Source organism: Allomuricauda sp. NFXS6 (assembly GCF_040148835.1).
Lineage (GTDB): Bacteria > Bacteroidota > Bacteroidia > Flavobacteriales > Flavobacteriaceae > Flagellimonas.
The window spans coordinates 606,913-627,917 of record NZ_JAGEMG010000001.1 but is presented as its reverse complement, the minus strand read 5'-3'; the positions used below and the strand labels follow the sequence as shown (position 1 = coordinate 627,917).

General features: G+C 40.9%; 17 protein-coding genes. 7 read left to right on the top strand and 10 right to left on the bottom strand.

The genetic code is table 11. The annotated features are described in order from the left end of the window. Positions 1-159 precede the first annotated feature (159 nt). Both J4E06_RS02665 and J4E06_RS02660 read left to right on the top strand, forming a co-directional pair. On the top strand, positions 160-1,698 hold the full coding sequence (locus J4E06_RS02665) for a glycogen synthase (protein WP_349522500.1): 1,539 nt from the start codon (positions 160-162) through the stop codon (positions 1,696-1,698). Between the two features lie 119 nt (positions 1,699-1,817). Beyond that, positions 1,818-3,101 (top strand): citrate synthase, encoded by a 1,284-nt coding sequence (locus J4E06_RS02660; RefSeq protein WP_349522499.1) that lies wholly within the window; start codon positions 1,818-1,820, stop codon positions 3,099-3,101. A 62-nt stretch (positions 3,102-3,163) separates the two neighbouring features. Here the strand turns inward: J4E06_RS02660 and J4E06_RS02655 are convergent, their stop codons facing one another. Further along, the gene (locus tag J4E06_RS02655; RefSeq protein ID WP_349522498.1) at positions 3,164-3,631 is read right to left on the bottom strand and encodes a hypothetical protein; all 468 of its coding nucleotides are present in this window, start codon (positions 3,629-3,631) and stop codon (positions 3,164-3,166) included. A gap of 286 nt (positions 3,632-3,917) precedes the next feature. On the opposite strand from J4E06_RS02655, the gene J4E06_RS02650 reads away from it, so the two are divergent. Next, on the top strand, positions 3,918-4,832 hold the full coding sequence (locus J4E06_RS02650; RefSeq protein ID WP_349522497.1) for a dimethylarginine dimethylaminohydrolase family protein: 915 nt from the start codon (positions 3,918-3,920) through the stop codon (positions 4,830-4,832). Positions 4,833-4,912: 80 nt separating this feature from the next. Further along, positions 4,913-5,818 carry a citrulline utilization hydrolase CtlX gene (gene ctlX / locus J4E06_RS02645; protein WP_502877331.1) on the top strand — a complete coding sequence of 302 codons (906 nt, stop codon included), beginning with the start codon at positions 4,913-4,915 and terminating at the stop codon, positions 5,816-5,818. A gap of 317 nt (positions 5,819-6,135) precedes the next feature. On the opposite strand, the gene J4E06_RS02640 is transcribed toward ctlX, so the two are convergent. The 5 genes from J4E06_RS02640 to J4E06_RS02620 all read right to left on the bottom strand — a co-directional run bounded on the left by J4E06_RS02640 (position 6,136) and on the right by J4E06_RS02620 (position 11,217). After that, positions 6,136-6,699, bottom strand: a complete 564-nt coding sequence (locus J4E06_RS02640; protein ID WP_349522496.1) for a PIN domain-containing protein — start codon at positions 6,697-6,699, stop codon at positions 6,136-6,138. Next, positions 6,689-7,144, bottom strand: coding sequence for a helix-turn-helix domain-containing protein (locus J4E06_RS02635; RefSeq protein ID WP_349522495.1), 456 nt, complete (start codon positions 7,142-7,144; stop codon positions 6,689-6,691). Before J4E06_RS02635 ends, J4E06_RS02640 begins: the two co-directional genes overlap by 11 nt. Positions 7,145-7,310: 166 nt before the next feature. Further along, positions 7,311-8,822 carry a peptidase associated/transthyretin-like domain-containing protein gene (locus tag J4E06_RS02630; RefSeq protein ID WP_349522494.1) on the bottom strand — a complete coding sequence of 504 codons (1,512 nt, stop codon included), beginning with the start codon at positions 8,820-8,822 and terminating at the stop codon, positions 7,311-7,313. Between the two features lie 551 nt (positions 8,823-9,373). Further along, entirely contained in the window at positions 9,374-10,795 is a 1,422-nt protein-coding gene (locus J4E06_RS02625; protein ID WP_349522493.1) for an SDR family oxidoreductase, read from the bottom strand. Beyond that, positions 10,792-11,217: a hypothetical protein gene (locus tag J4E06_RS02620; RefSeq protein WP_349522492.1), complete on the bottom strand. Its 426-nt coding sequence runs from the start codon at positions 11,215-11,217 to the stop codon at positions 10,792-10,794. Before J4E06_RS02620 ends, J4E06_RS02625 begins: the two co-directional genes overlap by 4 nt. A 93-nt stretch (positions 11,218-11,310) precedes the next feature. Here J4E06_RS02620 and argS point away from each other — a divergent pair, with 93 nt between their 5' ends. After that, complete coding sequence (gene argS, locus J4E06_RS02615) at positions 11,311-13,089, top strand: arginine--tRNA ligase (RefSeq protein ID WP_349522491.1); 1,779 nt, start codon at positions 11,311-11,313, stop codon at positions 13,087-13,089. A 60-nt stretch (positions 13,090-13,149) separates the two neighbouring features. On the opposite strand, the gene J4E06_RS02610 is transcribed toward argS, so the two are convergent. Next, positions 13,150-13,878, bottom strand: a complete 729-nt coding sequence (locus J4E06_RS02610) for a bacteriorhodopsin-like (protein WP_349522490.1) — start codon at positions 13,876-13,878, stop codon at positions 13,150-13,152. Between the two features lie 98 nt (positions 13,879-13,976). On the opposite strand from J4E06_RS02610, the gene J4E06_RS02605 reads away from it, so the two are divergent. Beyond that, positions 13,977-14,906: a Brp/Blh family beta-carotene 15,15'-dioxygenase gene (locus J4E06_RS02605; protein WP_349522489.1), complete on the top strand. Its 930-nt coding sequence runs from the start codon at positions 13,977-13,979 to the stop codon at positions 14,904-14,906. Here the strand turns inward: J4E06_RS02605 and J4E06_RS02600 are convergent. The 3 genes from J4E06_RS02600 to J4E06_RS02590 form a co-directional block, all read right to left on the bottom strand. Further along, entirely contained in the window at positions 14,862-17,429 is a 2,568-nt protein-coding gene (locus tag J4E06_RS02600; protein WP_349522488.1) for a TonB-dependent receptor, read from the bottom strand. The two genes, J4E06_RS02605 and J4E06_RS02600, sit on opposite strands and share 45 nt — an antisense overlap. Beyond that, positions 17,407-18,321 carry a FecR family protein gene (locus tag J4E06_RS02595; RefSeq protein ID WP_349522487.1) on the bottom strand — a complete coding sequence of 305 codons (915 nt, stop codon included), beginning with the start codon at positions 18,319-18,321 and terminating at the stop codon, positions 17,407-17,409. Before J4E06_RS02595 ends, J4E06_RS02600 begins: the two co-directional genes overlap by 23 nt. Positions 18,322-18,602: 281 nt before the next feature. Continuing rightward, positions 18,603-19,103 (bottom strand): RNA polymerase sigma factor, encoded by a 501-nt coding sequence (locus J4E06_RS02590; protein WP_349522486.1) that lies wholly within the window; start codon positions 19,101-19,103, stop codon positions 18,603-18,605. Positions 19,104-19,214: 111 nt separating this feature from the next. Here J4E06_RS02590 and J4E06_RS02585 point away from each other — a divergent pair, with 111 nt between their 5' ends. Then, complete coding sequence (locus J4E06_RS02585) at positions 19,215-20,981, top strand: hypothetical protein (protein ID WP_349522485.1); 1,767 nt, start codon at positions 19,215-19,217, stop codon at positions 20,979-20,981. Positions 20,982-21,005 lie beyond the last annotated feature (24 nt).

The following is a 21,005-nucleotide window of genomic DNA, read 5'->3' as shown; positions in this document are numbered from 1 at the left end:
GCTTTTGATATACGGAAGCTTAAAAAGTGTACAACGAGTAATCATAATAATTATTTAGCATATGATAAGCCTTTTCCATTTGGAAAAGGCTTTTTTTTGTTTCAATAACAAAGTTTGGTTAACTTAATGGTTCACTAAACTACCTTAAAATTCTCCCGTATGAATAACTTTCTTTTTGTCGCCGCCGAAAATGATGCTTTGGAAAATTGTAAAGCTGGCGGTATGGGCGATGTTGTCCGCGATGTACCCAGACAAATTTCGGAGCGGGGAGACAAAGTACACGTTGTGGTACCGGCTTATTCCAGGCTTCATCACGGCGGATTGCCCAAGACCACTTTAAATTTTAACCTTCGTGGTATGGGGTACACCGCGGAATTGTATGAAGTAAAACCGAAAAAGGAATTTTCGAACATTTTTCATTATGTATTGCATCATCCGGAGATAGAAGCTGGGGACATTGCACACATTTATCACAACGATCCCGAAGAACCGTTCTATACCGATGCCATTAAATACTTTATATTTTGCGCTGCCGCGGCCGAAGCCATTAAACAGGGGGCCTTTGGGGATGTGGACACGATTCATTTACACGATTGGCATTCCAGCTTGTTGTTGTTTTTGAGGGAGTACCATCCAGAATACACCAATCTAAAAGACATCCGAATAGTTTACAGTATTCATAATTTGGCCATTCAGGGCATACGCCCGTTTGATGGGAACTACTCATCCTTAAAACATTGGTTTCCCAATGTGCCTATAGACTATCAAAAATTGATGGATTACAGGTATCAGGATTGTATCAACCTAATGGCCGTGGGCATACGCTTTGCCGATGCTGTGCATACGGTTTCACCCTCTTATAAAGATGATGTCCTACTCCCAAGTTCGCCTCCCGAGTTTATTGGTGGCGAAGGATTGGAAAAGGATTTACAGGTCGCTGACGAAGAAGGAAGGTTGTTCGGTATTTTGAACGGGTGCAACTACAAAAACATCAACAAAGAGAAGAAGGGTAATATTTACCGAAATACGGTGAAAGCATTGTTCGGATGGCTACAGCAAGAGGATAAAAAATACAAAGCTGATTTTTTAGCACACACGGGAGAGAAAATCATGGCCTTCGTGGATGAGCGACCTAAATTCATTGCGTCGAGTGTGGCGCGGTTAACGGAACAAAAGTTTTATTTCTTTATGCGTTCGCCCGAGGCCTTTGTCGAAATTCTGAAACGCTTGGAGAAGGTCGATGGTATTTTTATGCTGTTGGGCACGGGAGCGCCAGAGTATGAAGAGCTGTTCCGAAAACTGAGTTACGAGCATAGCAATTTTGTATTTACCAACGGTCAATCCGAAAAACTCATCGATTCCATGTATTTGGAATCCGACCTATATTTTATGCCCAGCCTTTTTGAACCCTGCGGCATTAGCCAAATGTTGGCTATGCGAAACGGGAATCCTTGTTTGGTACATCATACAGGAGGATTAAAAGATACCGTAGAGCATATGAAAACAGGTTTTGCCTTCGATGGGGACAGTTACGATGAGAAAATAAAGAATATGCTGGAAGCTTTTGATATAGCTTTGGATGTGTTTAAAAATGATAAGCCGACCTGGAAAAAAATACAAGCCGCAGCAAGGAAAAAGCGTTTCACCTGGGAGAAATCCGTTGATCAATATTACAAACTGCTCTACAAATTGGATTAAGGAAATGTTCCCTGTCAGTTAAGCGTTAATATCAACACAAATAGTGGCTGGAAATTGTTAATGGCCACGCTTTTTCGTAATTTTCGCAATCATTTTTTACTAATCTATTAAAATATAAAATGTCGGATAAAGCTATACTCGAATATGGGGGAGAAAGATATGAATTCCCCGTTATCAAAGGTACTGAAGATGAATTGGCCATAGATATTAAAACCTTGAGGGCCACAACAGGAATGGTGACAATAGATCCCGGTTATAAAAATACGGGCTCTTGCGAGAGTGCCATCACATTCTTGGACGGTGAGCAGGGAATCTTGAGATATCGTGGGTATTCCATTGAAGATTTAGCGGAGAAAGCCGACTTTTTGGAAGTAGCCTATCTTTTGATTTTTGGTGAACTGCCAAACAAAGAGCAGCTGGAAAAATTCCACAACGATATTAAGGAAGAGTCCCAAGTAGATGAAGAAATGAAGAAAATCTTGGATGGCTTTCCAAAATCGGCGCATCCAATGGGTGTACTTTCTTCGTTGACTAGTGCCTTGGTGGCCTTTAACCCATCTTGTGTGGATGTTTCATCAGAATCGGCCATGTACAATTCCATTGTGCGTATTCTGGCCAAATTTCCAGTTTTGGTAGCATGGACCTTACGCAAGAAAAAAGGTTTGCCATTGGATTATGGAGACGATACCCTTGGGTACGTAGAGAACATTCATAAAATGATGTTCAAGAGACCAAACCAAGAATACAAAAAAGACCGTATCGCCATAGATGCCTTGGATAAACTATTGATCTTGCACGCAGACCACGAACAAAACTGTTCCACTTCCACAGTGCGTATCGTTGGTTCTTCGCATGCGGGTCTTTTTGCATCCCTTTCTGCCGGTATTTCTGCACTTTGGGGACCATTGCACGGAGGTGCCAATCAGGCCGTTTTGGAAATGTTGGAGGCCATTGAAGCTGATGGTGGGGATACCAAAAAATATATGGCCAAGGCCAAGGATAAAAAAGACCCTTTCAGGTTAATGGGCTTTGGACACCGTGTGTACAAGAATTTTGACCCTAGGGCTAAAATCATTAAAAAATCCGCGGACGAAGTATTGGGCAACCTCGGCATTGAAGATCCAATTTTGGACATAGCCAAAGGATTGGAGAAAGAAGCCTTGGAAGACAGCTACTTTGTTGATAGAAAACTTTATCCCAACGTGGATTTCTACTCAGGAATTATCTACCGGGCCTTGGGTATACCAACAGAAATGTTCACCGTAATGTTCGCATTGGGTAGGTTACCCGGATGGATTGCTCAATGGAGAGAAATGAGACTCAGAAAAGAACCCATTGGAAGACCAAGGCAAGTCTATATTGGGAAGAACCATAGAGCGTTTGTTCCAGTAGAAAAAAGATAAGATTTTAGGACGAAAAGGAGAAAGGGGCGGTACCGCCCCTTTTTTTTATGGGACAAGGGGAACTAAAGAACACCTACGGTGTTTTGGCTAAGTAATTTGTCTCTGGTATAACAGAGCTTCATCATTTCGGCATGGTAATGCTTTTTGATATCAGAAATGGAATCAGTTGCTAGAGCGCTTTTCGCTTTGTTAAAAGTATGATGGATAAATTCATGTGCATCCACAGTACTTAGGTTCTTTATGGTGGAGTCCAACGATTTACCGTATTTTTGGACGGATTCGTTCACTTTTTCGATATCCCAATTCGCATGTGGATTCGTTAGCTCATGGGTATAAAGTAAAAAACCGTCAGGAAGGTCATCCTTCGTAATGCAATCTTCATATTTGGCAGATTGAAATGAAGTTGTTTGATTGTTGATCTTATCGTTAGAGGCCTCGTAAATTCCTTGTATTTTATTAAGGGCATTCATTCCGCCAATAACGATGAATACGGTGGACAACAAAACAGATGTAAGCAATAATTTTTTCATATGTAAGAAAAATCTTAATGCAAATGTAGTGATAAAAACAAGTTGGCAAACTGACATTTATCAGTTTTTTGCGTTTTCATGGAGATTTTAACTATTTGATAAACAACTTTTTGTTTATCAAGACGTACCCTAGTTTTTAAACTTAATTCCCTACAATATTTAAATGATTTTATCATTTTGCTTGGCAATTAAATACAACTAAAACACTAGATTTGCCACAGAATTTTTAAGGATTTTCCATAGCGCTATCATTGGCCTAATTTTTTGGTTATTAAACAACCTTATTATGATTGCATTGAACGTCGTTGATGAGACCAGTACACTAAAGGCTGTAATTCTCGGTACCGCGCAAAGCAGTGGTCCCACTCCTACCATTGAGGAAGCCTATGACCCTAAATCCATTGAGCATATCAAGGCAGGTACCTACCCCAAAGAAGCGGATATGATCAAGGAAATTGAAGCTTTTGCCCAAGTGTTCCATAAATATGGAGTAAAAGTGTACCGACCAGAGATTCTCAAGGACTGCAACCAGATATTTGCTCGAGATATAGCTTTTGTGATCGAAGATAAATTGTTCCATGCAAACATTTTACCCGATAGGGAGCGTGAATTTGTCGCAATCCATCAAGTATTGGACCAGATAGACCCCAAAAAAATCATCCGTCCACCGGAAGAAGTCCATATTGAAGGAGGGGATGTAATGCCCTGGCACGACCATATTTTTATCGGAACCTACTCGGGAGCAGACTACGCGAGTTATATTACCGCACGGACAAATATGGAGGCCGTGGAATTTATCCGGGATATGTTTCCGCATAAGACCGTAAAATCCTTCGAACTCAGAAAATCCAATACCGACCCCAAGGAGAATGCATTGCACTTGGATTGTTGTTTTCAGCCTGTAGGAAAGAACAAAGCGATACTTCATAAAAATGGATTCTTGGTCGAAGAGGAATACCAATACTTGGTCGACTTCTTTGGGCCGGAAAATATTTTTGAAATCAATAAGGAAGAAATGTACCAAATGTTCAGTAATGTGTTCTCCATATCACCTGAAGTGGTGGTGTCGGAGAAAAGCTTTACCCGATTGAACCATTGGCTTCGTGACCAAGGGTTCACCGTAGAGGAGATTCCCTATGCCGAAATAGCCAAACAAGAAGGCTTGTTGCGTTGTAGCACCATGCCTTTGATCAGAACATAATTTTTAACTCAACCTCCTGCTGCCACAGGTTGATCAAAACAGTCAACGTATTGAAAAAACAGATTACCAACACCATTTTAATGGTGCGTCCCGTAAACTTTAGAATGAACGAGCAAACTGCGGTCAACAATTACTTTCAGGAAGACCCGCATCTCAAAAATGTCGAAATCAACAAAAAGGCACAGCAAGAGTTCGACCAATTTGTAAAGGTGCTTCGGGAACATGGCGTTAATGTAATTACCATCAATGACGATATGGAACAGGACACGCCAGATTCCATTTTTCCGAACAATTGGGTCTCTTTTCACGATAACGGAATTGTTGGTGTGTACCCTATGTTTGCCAAAAACCGAAGAAGGGAGCGTAGAGAGGATATTTTTGAATTGCTGGAAGATAACGGCTTTGTAATCCAGAACTTTATGGATTATACCGCAGCTGAACAAGAAGAAGTTTTTTTGGAAGGGACAGGCAGTATTCTACTGGATAGGGTAAACCAAAAGGCCTATTGTGCGCTTTCCGAGCGCGCCCACGAAGCGCTTTTTATAGAATTTTGTGAAGATTTTGATTGTTTTCCGGTAATTTTTCACGCGAACCAAACGGTTGACGGTAAACGATTGCCCATTTACCATACCAACGTAATGATGGCCATGGCCGAAACCTTTGCGGTGATTTGTTTGGACGCCATTGATGACAAAAAGGAAAGAAAGAATGTAGTGGAGCACATTAAGATGGACGGCAAAGAAGTTATCCGTATTTCCGAAGAGCAAATGTGCCATTTTGCGGGCAATATGCTGCAAGTGATTGGTGCTGACGACCAACGCTATATGGTGATGAGTACCCAAGCCTACAATAGTTTGACCAAGGAACAAATCCAAGCCATCGAAAAGCATTGCCCCATTATCCACAGTCCTTTGGACACCATTGAGACCTGTGGCGGCGGTAGTGCCCGCTGTATGATGGCCGAAGTGTTTTTACCAAAGGCATAATTTTTTTGTCATTCCGTGCTTGACACGGAATCTCATCTATTATTAGAAAATTCTCTATTAAACAATGAATGATAATTGATTTGTTATTTGGTGCTGTATCCTGAGCGGAGCGGAAGGAGCAGTCGAGAAATCTTTATTTTTTATTTGACACGAATTCCACGAATTTTCTTGAAGTATCAAGATGTCACATCGAGCGCAGTCGAGATGTTTTAAGTACGAAGGGATTTTTCAATCGTTGCTTTTATGAATTAAGCCTTAGAAGTCCTCTTATCTCAAATTTGCGACATGGAAACCCAGTCCATAGCAAAAAACAATAATTAGAGTTGGGAATGCAGAAAATTGGCGGTATCTGTTAAGCCATGTTTTCTAGGTATGTCAAGCACTTCGTACTCATCCAAATCGGGATTGCGGCGGTTGAATACCATTTCTTGAAATGCTTTTACGGCCTCTTCGGGATTAAGGTCAATAATATCGGTCAGGAAATCATCTGCAGTTTTTGCTGACAATCCAAACGAAGAAAGATAATCTTTTGGAAAATCCTTTATGTTGTTCGTCACTATTACGTTGGCATTGGTCTTGATGGCCGCAGCCAAAACATGGCAGTCCTTTGGGTCTGGTAAATTCAACCCGGAAATCAAACCTGAGTAATTGTTGACCAGAGCATCGGGGAAAGCCAAATTGGCCTTTTCCAACCTTTTCTTCGCTTCGAACGGTACCACTCCCTTACGCTCCATGACACTTGCCCACTCATCAAAAATATGTTCGCTCCACTTTGGGGTGTAAAGATCGTAATGGGCGAACCAAAAAAGCAGATCGCGAATTTCAATAGGGTAGATGACATTCGTGTCCAAAACACAGATGAAACGCACGCTATGAATCATACAATCCGGTTTCTTCGTCAGATCGTATCATATCGATAAGATGCTTTTTCTGGGCAGCTTTCATTTTTATCTTGTATTTCAGTACATCTTCAAACTTAACCCTTCGATGTTTACCTATTTTAGTGAACGCTATTTCGCCGCTCTCCAACAACTTGACAAAGTGTGGTCTTGAACAACCCAATATTTCGGCAGCTTTTTGGGTCGTTACCTCGGTAGCAATAGGTACAAGGGAAAACGGCTTTCCTTTACTCATCGCCTCAAGTATATCGCCTAAGAGCTTTAAGGCGCTCAAAGGAATTTTAATCCGCTCTTGGGTTTCCTCAATTTCAATTTCTGGGTTGTCAGATGTTAATTGCTTGATTATCGGTGCCAAAGCATCATAGGATTTGAGTGCAATTTTTTGCTCATCTTTTGAGGGCTTATTAATGTTTTTGAAGGTTTCCATCGTGTTTTACAATTATTTGACAACACAAAATAAACGAAATAAACGAAATAAACATATTCAAAAGATGTTAAAGTTGATTAATGTGTGTTAAAGTAGCTACGGTTAAGGTCTTTAATCAGGTTTAACAACTTTTAATCATCTTGATGATAAAAGGAAGATAGGGCTGCTACTCTTCCTCAACCGTAAACCCACGAATGGCTTGGTTGGGTTCCATAATGGTGTAGCCTTTCCAAAACTCGGGATTGTAGCGTGGCATGTACGTGGCACGGATGGTTTTGTCTTCTTCGAAAGTTTTAAACTCGTTCTCTGCAATTTCGTCTTGGTTAAATACCACCAGTTCCCATTTGGCGGTGATGTTCATCCGAAAGTCTATGTTGAGTTTTAGTTCATTCTGTTTGCGACGTCCCTTTACGTGTTTGTTCTTTTCCACCACTTTTAGCGGGCGGTCCACCGCAAAGTATTTACCATCGGAAAAATCCATAAACTGAAGGTCGTACCTGCCGTTGGGCAATTTGGCAAAGCGCATCGTTCCATTGTACACCGTTTCGCGGTAGGTAATGCCCAATAGCCTAAAGTTGCGTAAGCGTTGCGTATTGGTGAAATCCAGTCGCATTACGGCGAAGTCCTCTATGTTTATATAGAGACGCCCCTTAAAGTCAGCACTGCTGCGCTTGGGCCAAAAATCCACTACGTACACTCCTGCATCGCCAATATCAGCATAGCCGGCCAGTTGAAACTCGTAACGACGGGTTTTGTCCACAAGGTCGAGTTTGGTGTCTTCTTTATAATAGAGTTGACTCAGCATTTCTTTGAATTCCCAGCGTTGACTATCCGTTAATCCCGATATGCTATCCTTTTCCACTTGGGCCTTCACCTTTTTTACTTGTTCCACACGTTCATCGTCCATAGTGTCCAAAATGGAATCCACTTGAATTTTTTCACTGAAGATGCCCGATTTGATCTTAAGATAAGAGCCAGGTTTTACATTCTCCTTAAAAATATCTTCCATATGCTCGGCAAGGTCCTCAAAGGAACCCACATCTCGTTTGTCGTAAAGGTCCGCTGCTTTTATGATGTTGAGCTTGTAATCGGTATTGTTTTTATAGAGGTCACCAAAACTTTCGGTGTAGTGCGATGCATTTCTGGGAATGGATTGGGCAATACTGTCCATTAGTTCTTTGTTCAACTCTTTTATGGATGATTTTTCAAAACCAAAATCCACCTTCTGCATATTGGCCAATTCAGACTTCCGAAGGAAAAATCGTTGTTTTACGGGGCTTTTGTTCACATTCTGAGGAATGTTCTCTATCATTTTTTCGATGATGTCATCCACTTCCAGTTCCTTGTCGAACACATAAACGCCACTCAGTTCAATTGCTTTGGAATTCAAGGGAACCAAGCTGTCCTGCATTTGTTCCAAAGTGAAACCTTTTTTCTCATACCCCATTGAGGTGACAAAAATGGAGTCGGGGAGGCTAATGCCTTCTTCCAGCACAAAACTGAAGCGGCCCTCCTCATTGGTGATTACTCCTTGATTTTCCCCATATTGAACAGTAGCATATGGAATGCCTTTTTGTGTCTTGGCATCCACCAATCGGGAACTAACAGTTTGGGCAAGAAGCGGAAATCCAAGCAACAGTGTGAAAATGGTAATACAAAAATTTTTTTTGAGAAGCATATTTTTATCTAAGGTTACAATACTAAGACACTTTTTAAACGGTAAAGGTTGCCTGTGGGTTAGACGACTGTTAAGGGAATTTGTGACAATGTGCGAAGAAAAACGGAATCCCCGATACGGGTTAATAGGAATTTAACAGCTTAGGAGTTAGGAGTTAGGAGTTAGGAGTTGGGAGTTAGGAGTTGGGAGTTAGGAGTTGGGAGTTGGGAGTTGGGAGTTGGGAGTTGGGTCAATGGTGAAGCGCAAATGGTTTTAACACGAATTACTCTAATTAGCACTAACAGCCATCTTTGTCATTCCGATTGGAGTGAAGAATCTTTTGCTCTCGAAATTGAAACCTGTACTTGAGCTTTAAAAATGTATTCATCGGTTGCAAAGCTTCTTCAGAATGACAGCACTACGCTCAATTATTGGTATGATTGTAATTTTGAGCTGTCACCCTGAGCGCAGTCGTAGGGGACAGTCGAGAAATCTTATGTCAAGAAATGATGACCAACAAATGAAAACATCTCGACTGCGCTCGATGTGACAAAGGTTCTTACTTTGAGTACTTACACTTTTGCAATATTCCTGATCATGTTTCCAAAAATGAAAAGATGGAACGGGAGAACCGAATACCAATACAACCTTCCCAATAAACCCCTTGGTCTAAACGTGGCGGTTTGATAAAGCACCCTATCCTCGATCTTAAACTCCAGCCAAGCCTCTCCGGGGGTTCTCATTTCGGCAAAGAGCAGTAGACGCTTATTCTTTTTATCTGCCAAGAGCACGCGCCAAAAATCCAATGCATCTCCCGGGAAAAGTCGGTAGGGATGGGTGCGTCCGCGCCGGAGTCCTGGGCCACCCACCAATTTATCCAGAAACCCACGAAATCTCCATAGCCAATTGCCATAGTACCAACCGTTTTCCCCACCTATGCGCCAAACGTTTTCCAGAACGGCATCTTCATCTTTTATCGGGATGGATTTTTTATCCTGAAGCACACCATACTTGGGCACTTGAATGTAATTTTCGAGGTCTTCTTGGATTTGTCCGCTGGCAATGCTGTCTTTCCAACTACTGATCACCAAATTTTGTTCAATTTTTTTGAAAGCCAAATCAATAGCTTCTTCGTAGGTGTGCGTTTCAATCCCCAACATTTCTTGCAAGCGATTGTCTTGCGCCACGACTTCCATTTTCATACTGTCCACCAAGTTCATCGCAAGTTTGTAAGAGGTAGAGGTAACAAAATAGAGCCAGTACGAAGATAGTTTGGGCGTCATTACGGGAACTGTGAAAATCCAGTTTTTAAAGCCACGGACCTTTGCATAGCCATGTAGCATATCCTTGTAGGTGAGTATGTCGGGTCCGCCAATATCAAAAGACTGGTCGTAGGTGTCTTTGTTACCCAAAACTTCGGTAAGGAACTGAATCACATCGCGTATGGCGATGGGCTGAGTTTTGGTGAGCACCCATTTGGGTGTGATCATTACGGGTAGCTTTTCGCAGAGATCACGGATTATTTCAAACGAAGAACTACCAGAACCCACAATGATCCCAGCGCGAAGCACCGTAACATCAAAAGGGCCTTTGTAGAGTATCTCTTCTACATTTTTTCTGGAGCTCAGGTGCTTGGATAGTTTTTTGTCATTGACAATCCCACTGAGATAAATCACCTGTTTGCATTGGGTGTGCTCCAAAATAATATTGAAGTTTTTTGCGGCTTGGGCTTCCTTTTCATCAAAATCCGTGACCGAAGAGGTCATGGAATGTATCAAGTAGTAGGCAGCATCAATATCTGCGGGAACTTGTTGCTTTTCCGGATCATCCAAAAAATCAATTTCTACCACATCAATTTTGGAACGCGTCTTGGCGTCGACTGAAAGTCGTTTTTCATCGCGAACGGCACAGACTACCTGATGGCCCATATCCAAAAGTTTGGGCAACAATCGCATCCCGATGTAGCCATTGGCTCCTGTAAGCAGTATTTTCATAGATCTTCAAGATTGGTGGGAAGGTTATCGGCGCGATGGTCCAGTAATTTCCGAAAGAATTTTTGAATGGCTTTGGTATCCGAGCGTACTTTAATGAAATAATGGTCCATATAAATGGAATAAATGCCTATATCACCCTTGTACACATTCAATTTATAGTAGGGGATGATTAGACCATAGGTTTCCAAGCGGGAACGGAACCGAACAATGATGCCGTTGGGACGGATTTCAACATTGCAGGTATTGGTGCTGCTGTCCAAAATAAGCAGGTTGTAGATGTCGATACTGGCCTCGGTAATCTGCAATTTTGGTGAACCGATACCGCCCAGTGCAAAACGCTCTTTTATGGAGAGGGGTTTGCCCACGGCTTCGTCAATTTTTTTGGTGATTTTTTTGTCGTTGTAGGAGACGTTCAATAGCATATCTAAAAATAGTCAAATTAAGGCGGACCATTTGATAATGGTGTGGTAAAAGACCAAAAAATGCGTAGTTTTGCGCCCTGAAAAGCCTTTTAGATGAGTTTGCAAAACGATTTGAGCCAAAAAGTGATCGAGGCGGTAAAACAACTGTACGAAGTTGAGCTGCCTACGGTGGAATTTCAACCTACCCGAAAGGATTTTGAGGGTGATATTACCGTAGTGGTATTTCCGATGTTGCGTCAAATTAAAGGGAATCCTGTTCAGATTGGCACCAAAATCGGAGAGTATCTGGTTGCAAACGTTGAGGAGGTAGCCAAATGCAATGTGGTGCAAGGCTTTTTGAACATTGTTGTTGAGGATAGTTATTACCTCAATTTTTTCAATAGTATTTCTAGTGAAACCAATTTTGGTTATGTAAAATCCCAATCGGATGATGCGGTAATGGTGGAGTATTCTTCACCTAACACCAACAAACCTTTACACTTGGGACATATCCGAAACAACCTTTTGGGATACTCGGTTGCCAAAATTTTGAAGGCATCGGGCAAGAAAGTGTACAAAACCCAAATTATCAATGACCGAGGTATCCACATATGCAAAAGTATGCTGGCCTGGCAGAAATTTGGAGAGGGTGAAACTCCCGAATCTTCTGGATTAAAAGGGGATCACTTGGTCGGTAAATACTACGTGGCTTTTGATAAAGCATACAAAGCACAGATTTCTGAACTGGTTGAGGCTGGAACACCAAAAGAAAAAGCTGAAAAAGAGGCTCCAATTTTGTTGGAAGCACAGGATATGCTCCGTAAGTGGGAGGCCGGTGATGAGGAAGTGGTAGCACTTTGGAAGAAAATGAATGGTTGGGTGTATGATGGTTTTGCTACTACCTACAAAAACCTAGGTGTCGATTTTGATACATTGTATTACGAGAGCGATACCTATTTGTTGGGTCGTGATGTGGTGAAAGATGGTCTGGAACGCGGTGTTTTCTTTAAAAAAGAGGATGGCAGCGTTTGGATTGATCTTACCGAAGAAGGATTGGATGAAAAAATTGTCCTTCGTTCCGATGGAACCGCGGTGTATATGACACAGGATATTGGTACCGCCATTCAACGGGTAACTGATTTCCCGGATATCAATGGAATGGTGTACACGGTAGGGAACGAACAGGATTACCATTTTAAGGTGTTGTTCCTTATCCTGAAGAAATTGGGTTATGCTTGGGCGGAGCAATTGTATCACTTGAGCTACGGAATGGTAGATTTGCCCAGTGGAAAAATGAAGAGTAGGGAAGGTACCGTGGTGGATGCAGATGACCTTATTAAAAATATGGAGGATACGGCCGAATCCATTTCACAAGAATTGGGCAAGTTGGAAGGGTATTTCGAAGAAGAGAAAAAACAATTGTATCGAACCATAGGCTTGGGTGCACTTAAATACTACATTTTAAAGGTTGACCCCAAAAAACGCATCTTGTTCAATCCTGAGGAGTCAGTAGATTTCCAGGGAAACACAGGGCCGTTTATTCAGTATACCTACGCTAGGATTCAATCTATTTTACGAAAGGCAGAGAATGTGAGTTCGAGCGCAGTCGATACCTCTTTGCATCTACACGAAAAGGAAAAAGAATTATTGAAGCAGATTCAGCTGTTCCCGGAAACGGTTCAGTTGGCTGCTGAGAATTTTAGTCCTGCCTTAATTGCCAATTATACTTATGATTTGGTCAAGGAGTTCAATTCTTTTTACCAGCAGGTATCCATTTTGGGTGAAACGGATGAGCAGAAGAAAAACCTTAGAGTACAGTTATCGCAAAAAGTGGGCGAAGTCATTCAATCCGCGTTCCGTTTGTTGGGTATTGATGTTCCTGATCGGATGTAAAAAAAAATGGCCATGTTTTGCATGACCATTTCTTCTAAGTTTAAGTAAAATGATATCAGATTAGGCCTTCTCATTGGCGATTACCGCCAAATTATAAACCACAAGGCCAAATCCAATTTTGTTAATGGCATCCCCGATGTTGTATATGACGTCCATGGATAGTCCATTGAAAATTCCATCGTACCATCCTGGGGTTCCTGCCATATACCCAATAGGATAAATGGCCCAACCTACCAATACAAACCAGCATAGCGTTCGGTGTGCAGAAAGTACGGCACCTCCGGCTTCTCTGGCAAGCTTGTTGGCGCCTCCTAACCATATTTCGTAAACGATTACGAAATAAGCGATTCCAGAAATGAGCCCCCAAATCTGGGCTTGGTCACGATATACGGTTTCTCCGAGATAACCGGTGACCAGCATGATTACGGAGAGGGCAATTAACTTCCACATTAGCGCTTTTTTTGCGCCAGCCACCTTTAGAATCAAATAAAACTCAACACACATTAAGGGAACCGTTAGAATCCAGTCCACATAACGGAAAAAGGTGGGTGATTCACCATTGGCAGCCCAATAATCGCGCATATACCAATAGTGCACAGCGGCAATGAATGTAATTAATCCTGATACCAGAATGGATGTTCTCCATTTTCTATCAAAATTGTTCATTGATAAAAAGAAGAAGGCCGATGCGGCCATCATGGCCATGCACCCTACAAAAAAGGTGAAGCCAACGTAATCGTTGGTGGCTATTTTGGCCACCGTGGGTAACATAGTAATTAAACTTTCCATAGTACAATTGTTTTTTTGTTTAACTAAATGTATAAAAAACTAAACAATAAATCCCTATTTTTGTATAACTTATTTTATTAATATTTAAACAAAACATATTGAAAATTGTTAGAACAACAAGTTTTTTGCTGGTGGCCACTTTTTTTGGGTTGTGGTTGTCGGTTTATTTGCCCTTGGAATTCGAGTTGTTCTTGTCCTATGTGTTGATCATCAGTTTTGGGATATTACATGGCGCAAACGACGTTGAAGTACTCACGTCTTACTTTCATAAAAGGGAAATTAGTATGTCAAAGGTTAGCTTGACTTTACTTTATATCTTATTGATTGCCACTATATATGCCATATTTTATGTTTTCCCTGCTATTGCCTTGCTATTGTTTGTAGTCTTTAGCGGTTATCATTTTGGGGAGCAACATTGGAGCGGTACCTTGAAAAGGCAATTGAAGGGGAAAAGCCTTTTTTACACACTTTATGGCGCTTTAATATTGTTTATGCTGTTTTATTCGCATATACCCCAAGTGGGGGGGATTGTTAAGGATATTACAGGAAACAGTGTACCTACTTATATTTTTGGTCAAATTTTCCTGGGGCTGGGCATATCCGTGGGATTGTTTTTGCTGTATTTCGGTTGTTCTGGTAGCAAGGGGAGTTCTATTTTGTTGGAGTTGTTTCTTTTGGGAGTGTTTTATGTAATCTTTAATACAGCTTCATTATTGTGGGCTTTCTGTATCTATTTTGTCATTTGGCACAGCATCCCGTCATTATTGGATCAAATGCGGTTTCTTTATGGAGAGGTCAGTTGGAAAACATTTTATCGCTATTTCAGGAGCAGCTTTGTTTATTGGTTGGTTTCCGTACTTGGTACTTTGGGGTTGTACCTATTTTTAAAGATTAATGAGGAGTTTTTGCTTTCAAGCCTTATTTGTTTCCTTGCTTCAATTACGGTTCCCCATGTTTTGGTTATGACAAAGATTGAAGAATATTTAAAAACTCACCCTAAAGCTAACATTGGGGGTGATGCCCAATGAAAAGTTTTCTATGGTCTCGATTTCATCATTCTCATTGACGCGATAATATTTGTTAAGGGTATTTTTTCTGTCCGTGAAGTTTAAGATGGACAATCCGGCGTTGGCCCGAATATTTCTACTGAGCTGGAAATTATATATTGCAGAGGCATCTGCCCTAAAATAGTCGGGCAAACGGCTATTGTTCGGGGACTGGAAATTGATACGGGGCGGTACAAAGTCATCATCCAAGCCTTCATCTCCATCAACTGGCTCGGTAAATGGTTTACCGGTCCTGTAGTTTAGTCCGATACTTAATTTCAAATCTTTGTAGGTGTAGGTGCTTGCGAAGGTAACCGTGTGCCTTATGTCCAAATTGTTGGGAAAGGACTGGGGAACAATGGAATCAAATGTATAATCGTTTTTGTTATAAGCATAGCTTAACCATGTACTATAATTGTCTCCTTTTTTGTTGATGAGCAGTTCAATACCCTTAACATCGTAGCTGCCTATTTCACCCGAAAATTGATAGGGATTTTGAAAACCCTGTGTGCTGGTACTTATACCATCCACTTTTTTGTAAAAACCTTCGACTCCAACGTAGAAATTGTTCTTTTCATAATTGATGCCCACGGAACCTTGTTTACTTTTGGTGACAGGCAGGCTTTTGTCGTTAGATAGAATCCATCTGCGTTTTTCAATACCCAAAAAGTTCTGTTCCAAATCTATAACCTGATTGGTGGTCTGACTTTTGAACTCACCCAACACTTCCGCTCTAATATAATTGGCCAATTTAAAATTAAGGTTGATTCGGGGTTCAATGAGTACTTTCTGAAATGTGTCCAAATTCTCAATCAAATTGACACGTGCCCCAATTTTTCCAATGAATTTGTTCCTTGGAGAATTATAATTGACCTGTGAATAGGGGGCGTGGGTCCGGATGACTCCTTTGATCTCACTAATAAAGTTTGGCTGGTTGATTTTAGTTGCGTTAATAATACCTGTTTCAATGTATTGATACCCATTGCTCCAGTTTAATTCATCCGTTAGTACATAATTTGAATTCAGTTTTAATGCATTTTCCGTCACTTGGTTGTTCTGGAACAGTTGCTGCACTTGGTTTGCAAAAACGTTTTGAGCATCCAAATTGTACTTGGAGTAATATATATTAAGATTAGTAGAGAACCTATTCGTCCAATTACTCTGCAATTGCCCACCCACCGAAATATTGTCCTGTTTTAATAAACTGATATTGGTCTGATCAGCAGATACATTGGTCTCTTCAAATTTTAAATTATTTTTAATGTGAATTGCACTCAGTCTAATTTTATGGTCATCGTTGAGGTCGTACAAGATTTTACCCGAAAAATCATAAAAGAAAAAGTCTTCATCCCGGATGAATTCATCATTTACGGTACTATTGTTTTGAAGGGTGATCTCACTATCCTGAAAAGCCCTGTTGATAAACTGTTTGTAGGTGGGAGTGCTTAAAAAATCGGTAGCTGAACGTCTGGCTGAAAATTGAACTCCCAATTTATTGGATACAGGAATTTCTGCGTAAACATCACCACTTATCAAATTAAAACCACCACCACCTTTAAAGGATTCAGGAATGGAATTTCCTGTTTCCATTTGGATGACACTGCTCACGCCATCCCCAAAATTGGTGGGTGTACCGTTCTTGTAAACGGTTACTTTATCGGTTTGGTAAGGGTTAAATGCAGAGATGAGTCCAAAAAAATGGCCGGATTGATACATTTTAATACCGTTCCATAGGATAAGGTTTTGGTCGTTGGTTCCACCGCGCACGTTAATATCGGAAACAGTTTCATCTATACTTTTAATACCTGGCAGGGCCTGTACGGTTTGGAGTATGTCAGGTTCAATCAATCCTGGAAGGATACCAAACGTGGCAGTGTTCAATGTGATGCTCGCATCTTTTTCTTTAATGATTCCCGAAGTAAGGTATTTATAAACGAATACTTCATCCAACTGCTCATAATATTGTGCCAATAGAATTTTAGGGCAACCTCTCTGCTGTAAAAGTGTTTCAATTTTTACATATTTGGTGACGTATCCCAAATATCGAATTTGCAAAGATGCGTTGCGAGGAACGTTCTCCAATGAAAAAGAGCCATTGTTGTCAGTGATTTTGGCTACGTCAGTCCCCAATACCTCCACGGTGGCACCTGTGACAGTGTTGTCCGCAAAATTATCCAAAACTATTCCGCAGATGTTCACCCTACTGTTTTTGGAAAGAGTGTAATACCGGTCGTTAAGTTTTTCTGCTTCAATGCGAAAAGTACCCTCTATGTATTGTATAATTTCTTCTATGGCGTTGAGGTTTTCAGGAACAACAATGGTAAGTCCATCCAAATCTTTATCGATATATGAAAATTTGATGTCGTATCGGGTCTCCAATAATTTTAAGTAGGAAACAAGGTCAATGGAAGTCCTTTGCTTTTCCTGTGCATTGATATTGCAAAACATGAAAAACAAAAAAACCAAGGCGAGGCCCAAATGCTTATTGTAGTGTGTTCCCAGCATAAAAAAGTACGTTGTCTCCGTCTATTTTGTAATGTGTTTGGGAGGGGGTACTTATACTTTTTAACGCCATATTTAGGTCTGTGTTGTTAAAAGACCCGGTAAATAAGAGGTTTGTGTCGATATTTTCTGTGGTTACTTTGATATTGAACTGTCTTTCGAGTTCAGCAAAGACATATTTTAATGGAATACTTTCGAAACTACTTTCGTTGTTCATCCAAGAGGGTAATTTGCCATCAGGAGTTGCGGTAGAGATAATTTTTCCATTGATTACCAAGAAGGAATTTCCCGCGGGCAATTTTAGCTCTTCGTTCTTGTGGGTTACGCTAACCAGACCCTCGTAGCAGGTCACCTCAAAAAAACCTTTTCTGTTTTCTACGTTGAATTGGGTTCCCAACACGGTTACGGTGCCTTGATCGGTAGAGACCGTGAATTTTTTTCCTTTGGCCACTTTAAAGAAGGCCTCACCTTTTAAATCAACGTTTCTTTTTTTGTCCCATTTTTTTTCACTGAAAGATATTTGAGAATCGGCATTCAAAAATATTTCGGAATCATCAGGAAGCACAACTTCGGAACGTTCGGCGAACTCGGTAGTCACTTTTTCGTTCAAAGTGTCGATGTAGAAGTAAGAACCGGCAAGGAGCACGGCAATAACGGCAGCAACCCTAAGGAATTTCTTGAACGGGTTCAAGGAAATTACCTTTGGCGCATTTTTAATATGCTCGTTTTTCAAGCGCTGCAAGGCTTTGTCCGAATCAAACTCGGGCGCCATCAAACTGCTTGAAACATCTTTGAGCTTTTGGTAGGAAGCAAACTCCTCGGAATTTTTAAATTCCCGAAGTTCTTCTTCCGAAAGCTCATTACTAAGCCATTTTGCCAAATAATTTTCTTGCATGGGTTCTATGCTTTACGTTATAATAACAACTACCTTTTAAAATACCCTACTTTTCCAAATTCCAAATTCCAAATTCCAAATTCAAGAACTTAGATTCATGAATCAGGACCAAACGACAAAGGCTGGAGCTATTACCGACTTCTTACTGTCTACTGCGAGCTGACATCAGACGTTTTGACTGTGCTCAACTCAGGCTTAAAATCAAACATCTAGTTCAAACTCAAGCTTCGTGCTTCCAACATCAAGTTCAAGGTCTCCTGTCTTTTTTTTGTGTCCCATTCTTAAATTCCATCAATCTGTTCCCGTAAGCTTTTGAGTGCCAAATGCATCCGTTTTTCGATAGCTTTTACACTTACACCCTCAATTTCTGCAATTTCTGCGTACTTTTTTCCATCGATCCTGTTGAGCAAAAAAGTGGTTCTTTGGTTTTCGGGCAGGGCATTTAGGGCATTGTCTAATTTTATCTTGTATTCTTTCTCCTCCATTAAAAACTCTGGAGACTCATTGGTTCTGTCCCTTATAAGGCTGTCAGCATGCTTTAACCTTACCTTTTCTGCTTTTATTACATTTAAATAAAGGTTGTTGGCTATGGTGTACACATAAGATTTGGCCTTTTCAGGGCTCACTTTGGCACAGTTCTGCCACAACTTCACAAAGGCTTCCTGTACCGCATCATTCGCTTTTTCCTCATTCCCGAATTTGTAGAAAATATAATTAAAGACCGTTTTGGAGTGGGCCTTAAATACTTCACTGAAAATATGGTCTTCGCAGACGTTGCTCATAGCGGGAAAATTGTTTGTAGGTCAAATATATTTGAAAATTTTAAAGAAAAAGTAGGGTTTTTTTAGATAGGGTTGTTTTAAGGTTGAATATAACCCCAAAATTCAATTGTTATGAAAAAGTTGATAAACAACTTGATGCGTACATTACTTGTAGTACTTGTTCTTGGTTTTACTGCCTGCCAAGAAGAGTTTGAAAGAATTGGAGATGATCCAGAAAATCAAACTATTTCCGCTAGTTCCTCTACGGCCGATTTGATCCAGAAGACCTCTTCCAATGATGGTTCTTATGACAACATTGTGGATGGTGCCAGTTGCTTCGCCGTACAGTTTCCATATACCGTAAATGTGAACGGAGTGGAAATAACCATCGATTCCAAGGAGGATTTGGATTTGGTTGAAGAAATTTTTGACGAACTGGATGATGATGATGATATCCTCGATATATTTTTCCCCATTACCATCACGCTTTCCGATTTCAGTGAAATCACCATAGAAAATCAAGATCAACTGGAGCAGTATGCAAGGGAGTGTTTTGAAGAAGGTGACGATGACGATATTGAATGTATCGATTTTGTTTATCCCATTACGCTATTCACCTTTGGTGTGGACAATCAACAGTCCGGTCAAGTGATTATTGAGAGCGACCGAGAAATGAGGCGATTCTTTGACGAACTGGATGATGACGATTTGATCAGTATCGAATTTCCAATTACTCTTATCAAATTTGATGGCACCCAAGTGGTGATCGAGAATAACGCAGCCTTGGCCGCAGCGCTCGAAATGGCCAAAAACCAATGTGACGAAGATGACGATGATGATTACAATGATGACGACTTTACCGAATCCGAGTTGGACGAGCTGTTATTGGAATGCCCATTGCAGGTAAGGCAGGTCATCCGAAACAGTGTGGACAATACAGAACAGTACATTGAGCGTCTGTTGACTTTTTCTGCTGATGGTACGGTCTACTTTACCACCTTTACTGCCGATGAAATCATGGGAACTTGGAGCACCAGCATGTCAGATAACGGTGTCATGCTGAGCCTTGACTTTGAAAACTTCCCGGATTTTACAATAGATGCACGAGTGTATGAACTGGATGATGACAAGATCAAACTCTACAAGGACGATGGTAACAAAATCATATTGAAAGAGAGATGTGATTTAGACGATTCCAATCCAATAGACAGGGAGGCTTTTATAGCTTTGCTCAAAGAATGTAAATGGATTATCAAAGAAGTGGAAAACCAAGGTGAGGAAATAGAAAGACTTTTGGGCTACGAATTTGAATTTGCCGCTGGCGGCACTGTTACCTTGAGCAATGGTGTGAATACCAAACAAGGTACTTGGGAAACAGGTTTGAACAGTCAGTTGCAACTTTCTCTAATGATAACTATTGGAGATGAACCCGGAGTTAGCTTTGAATGGCCCATTCGCAAAATGCTACAGTCACGATTGGAGTTTGAAATCGATGATGCCGATCACGAAATGACTTTGCTGCGTGAATGCGATAACAGTGCTAACGACGGAGATGTGGTAGAAATAAGAGGAATCGCCTTGGACGGACCTTGGAATGTGTCCCTTTACCAAGAAGGCAGTACCGATTTGACAACTTCTTTCGCTGGAATGGACTTTAATTTTGGCGAGATGCATCAAGTGGAGGTGTCCATAAATGCAGACCCACAGGCTACAGGTCTTTGGAGAGTGCTGCGGGATTCCGAAGAAGGACTAAAGTTTTTTATCAATTTTGACACCATGGATGTCCTATCAGAATTGACTGAGGATTGGAAAGTAGTTTCCATTACTTCCACTCGAATCGAGCTATCCGATGAAAGCGATGATGGCTCAGTGGATACGCTGGTATTCGAAAAACCATAACCCCCGATATAAAACGAGAACACT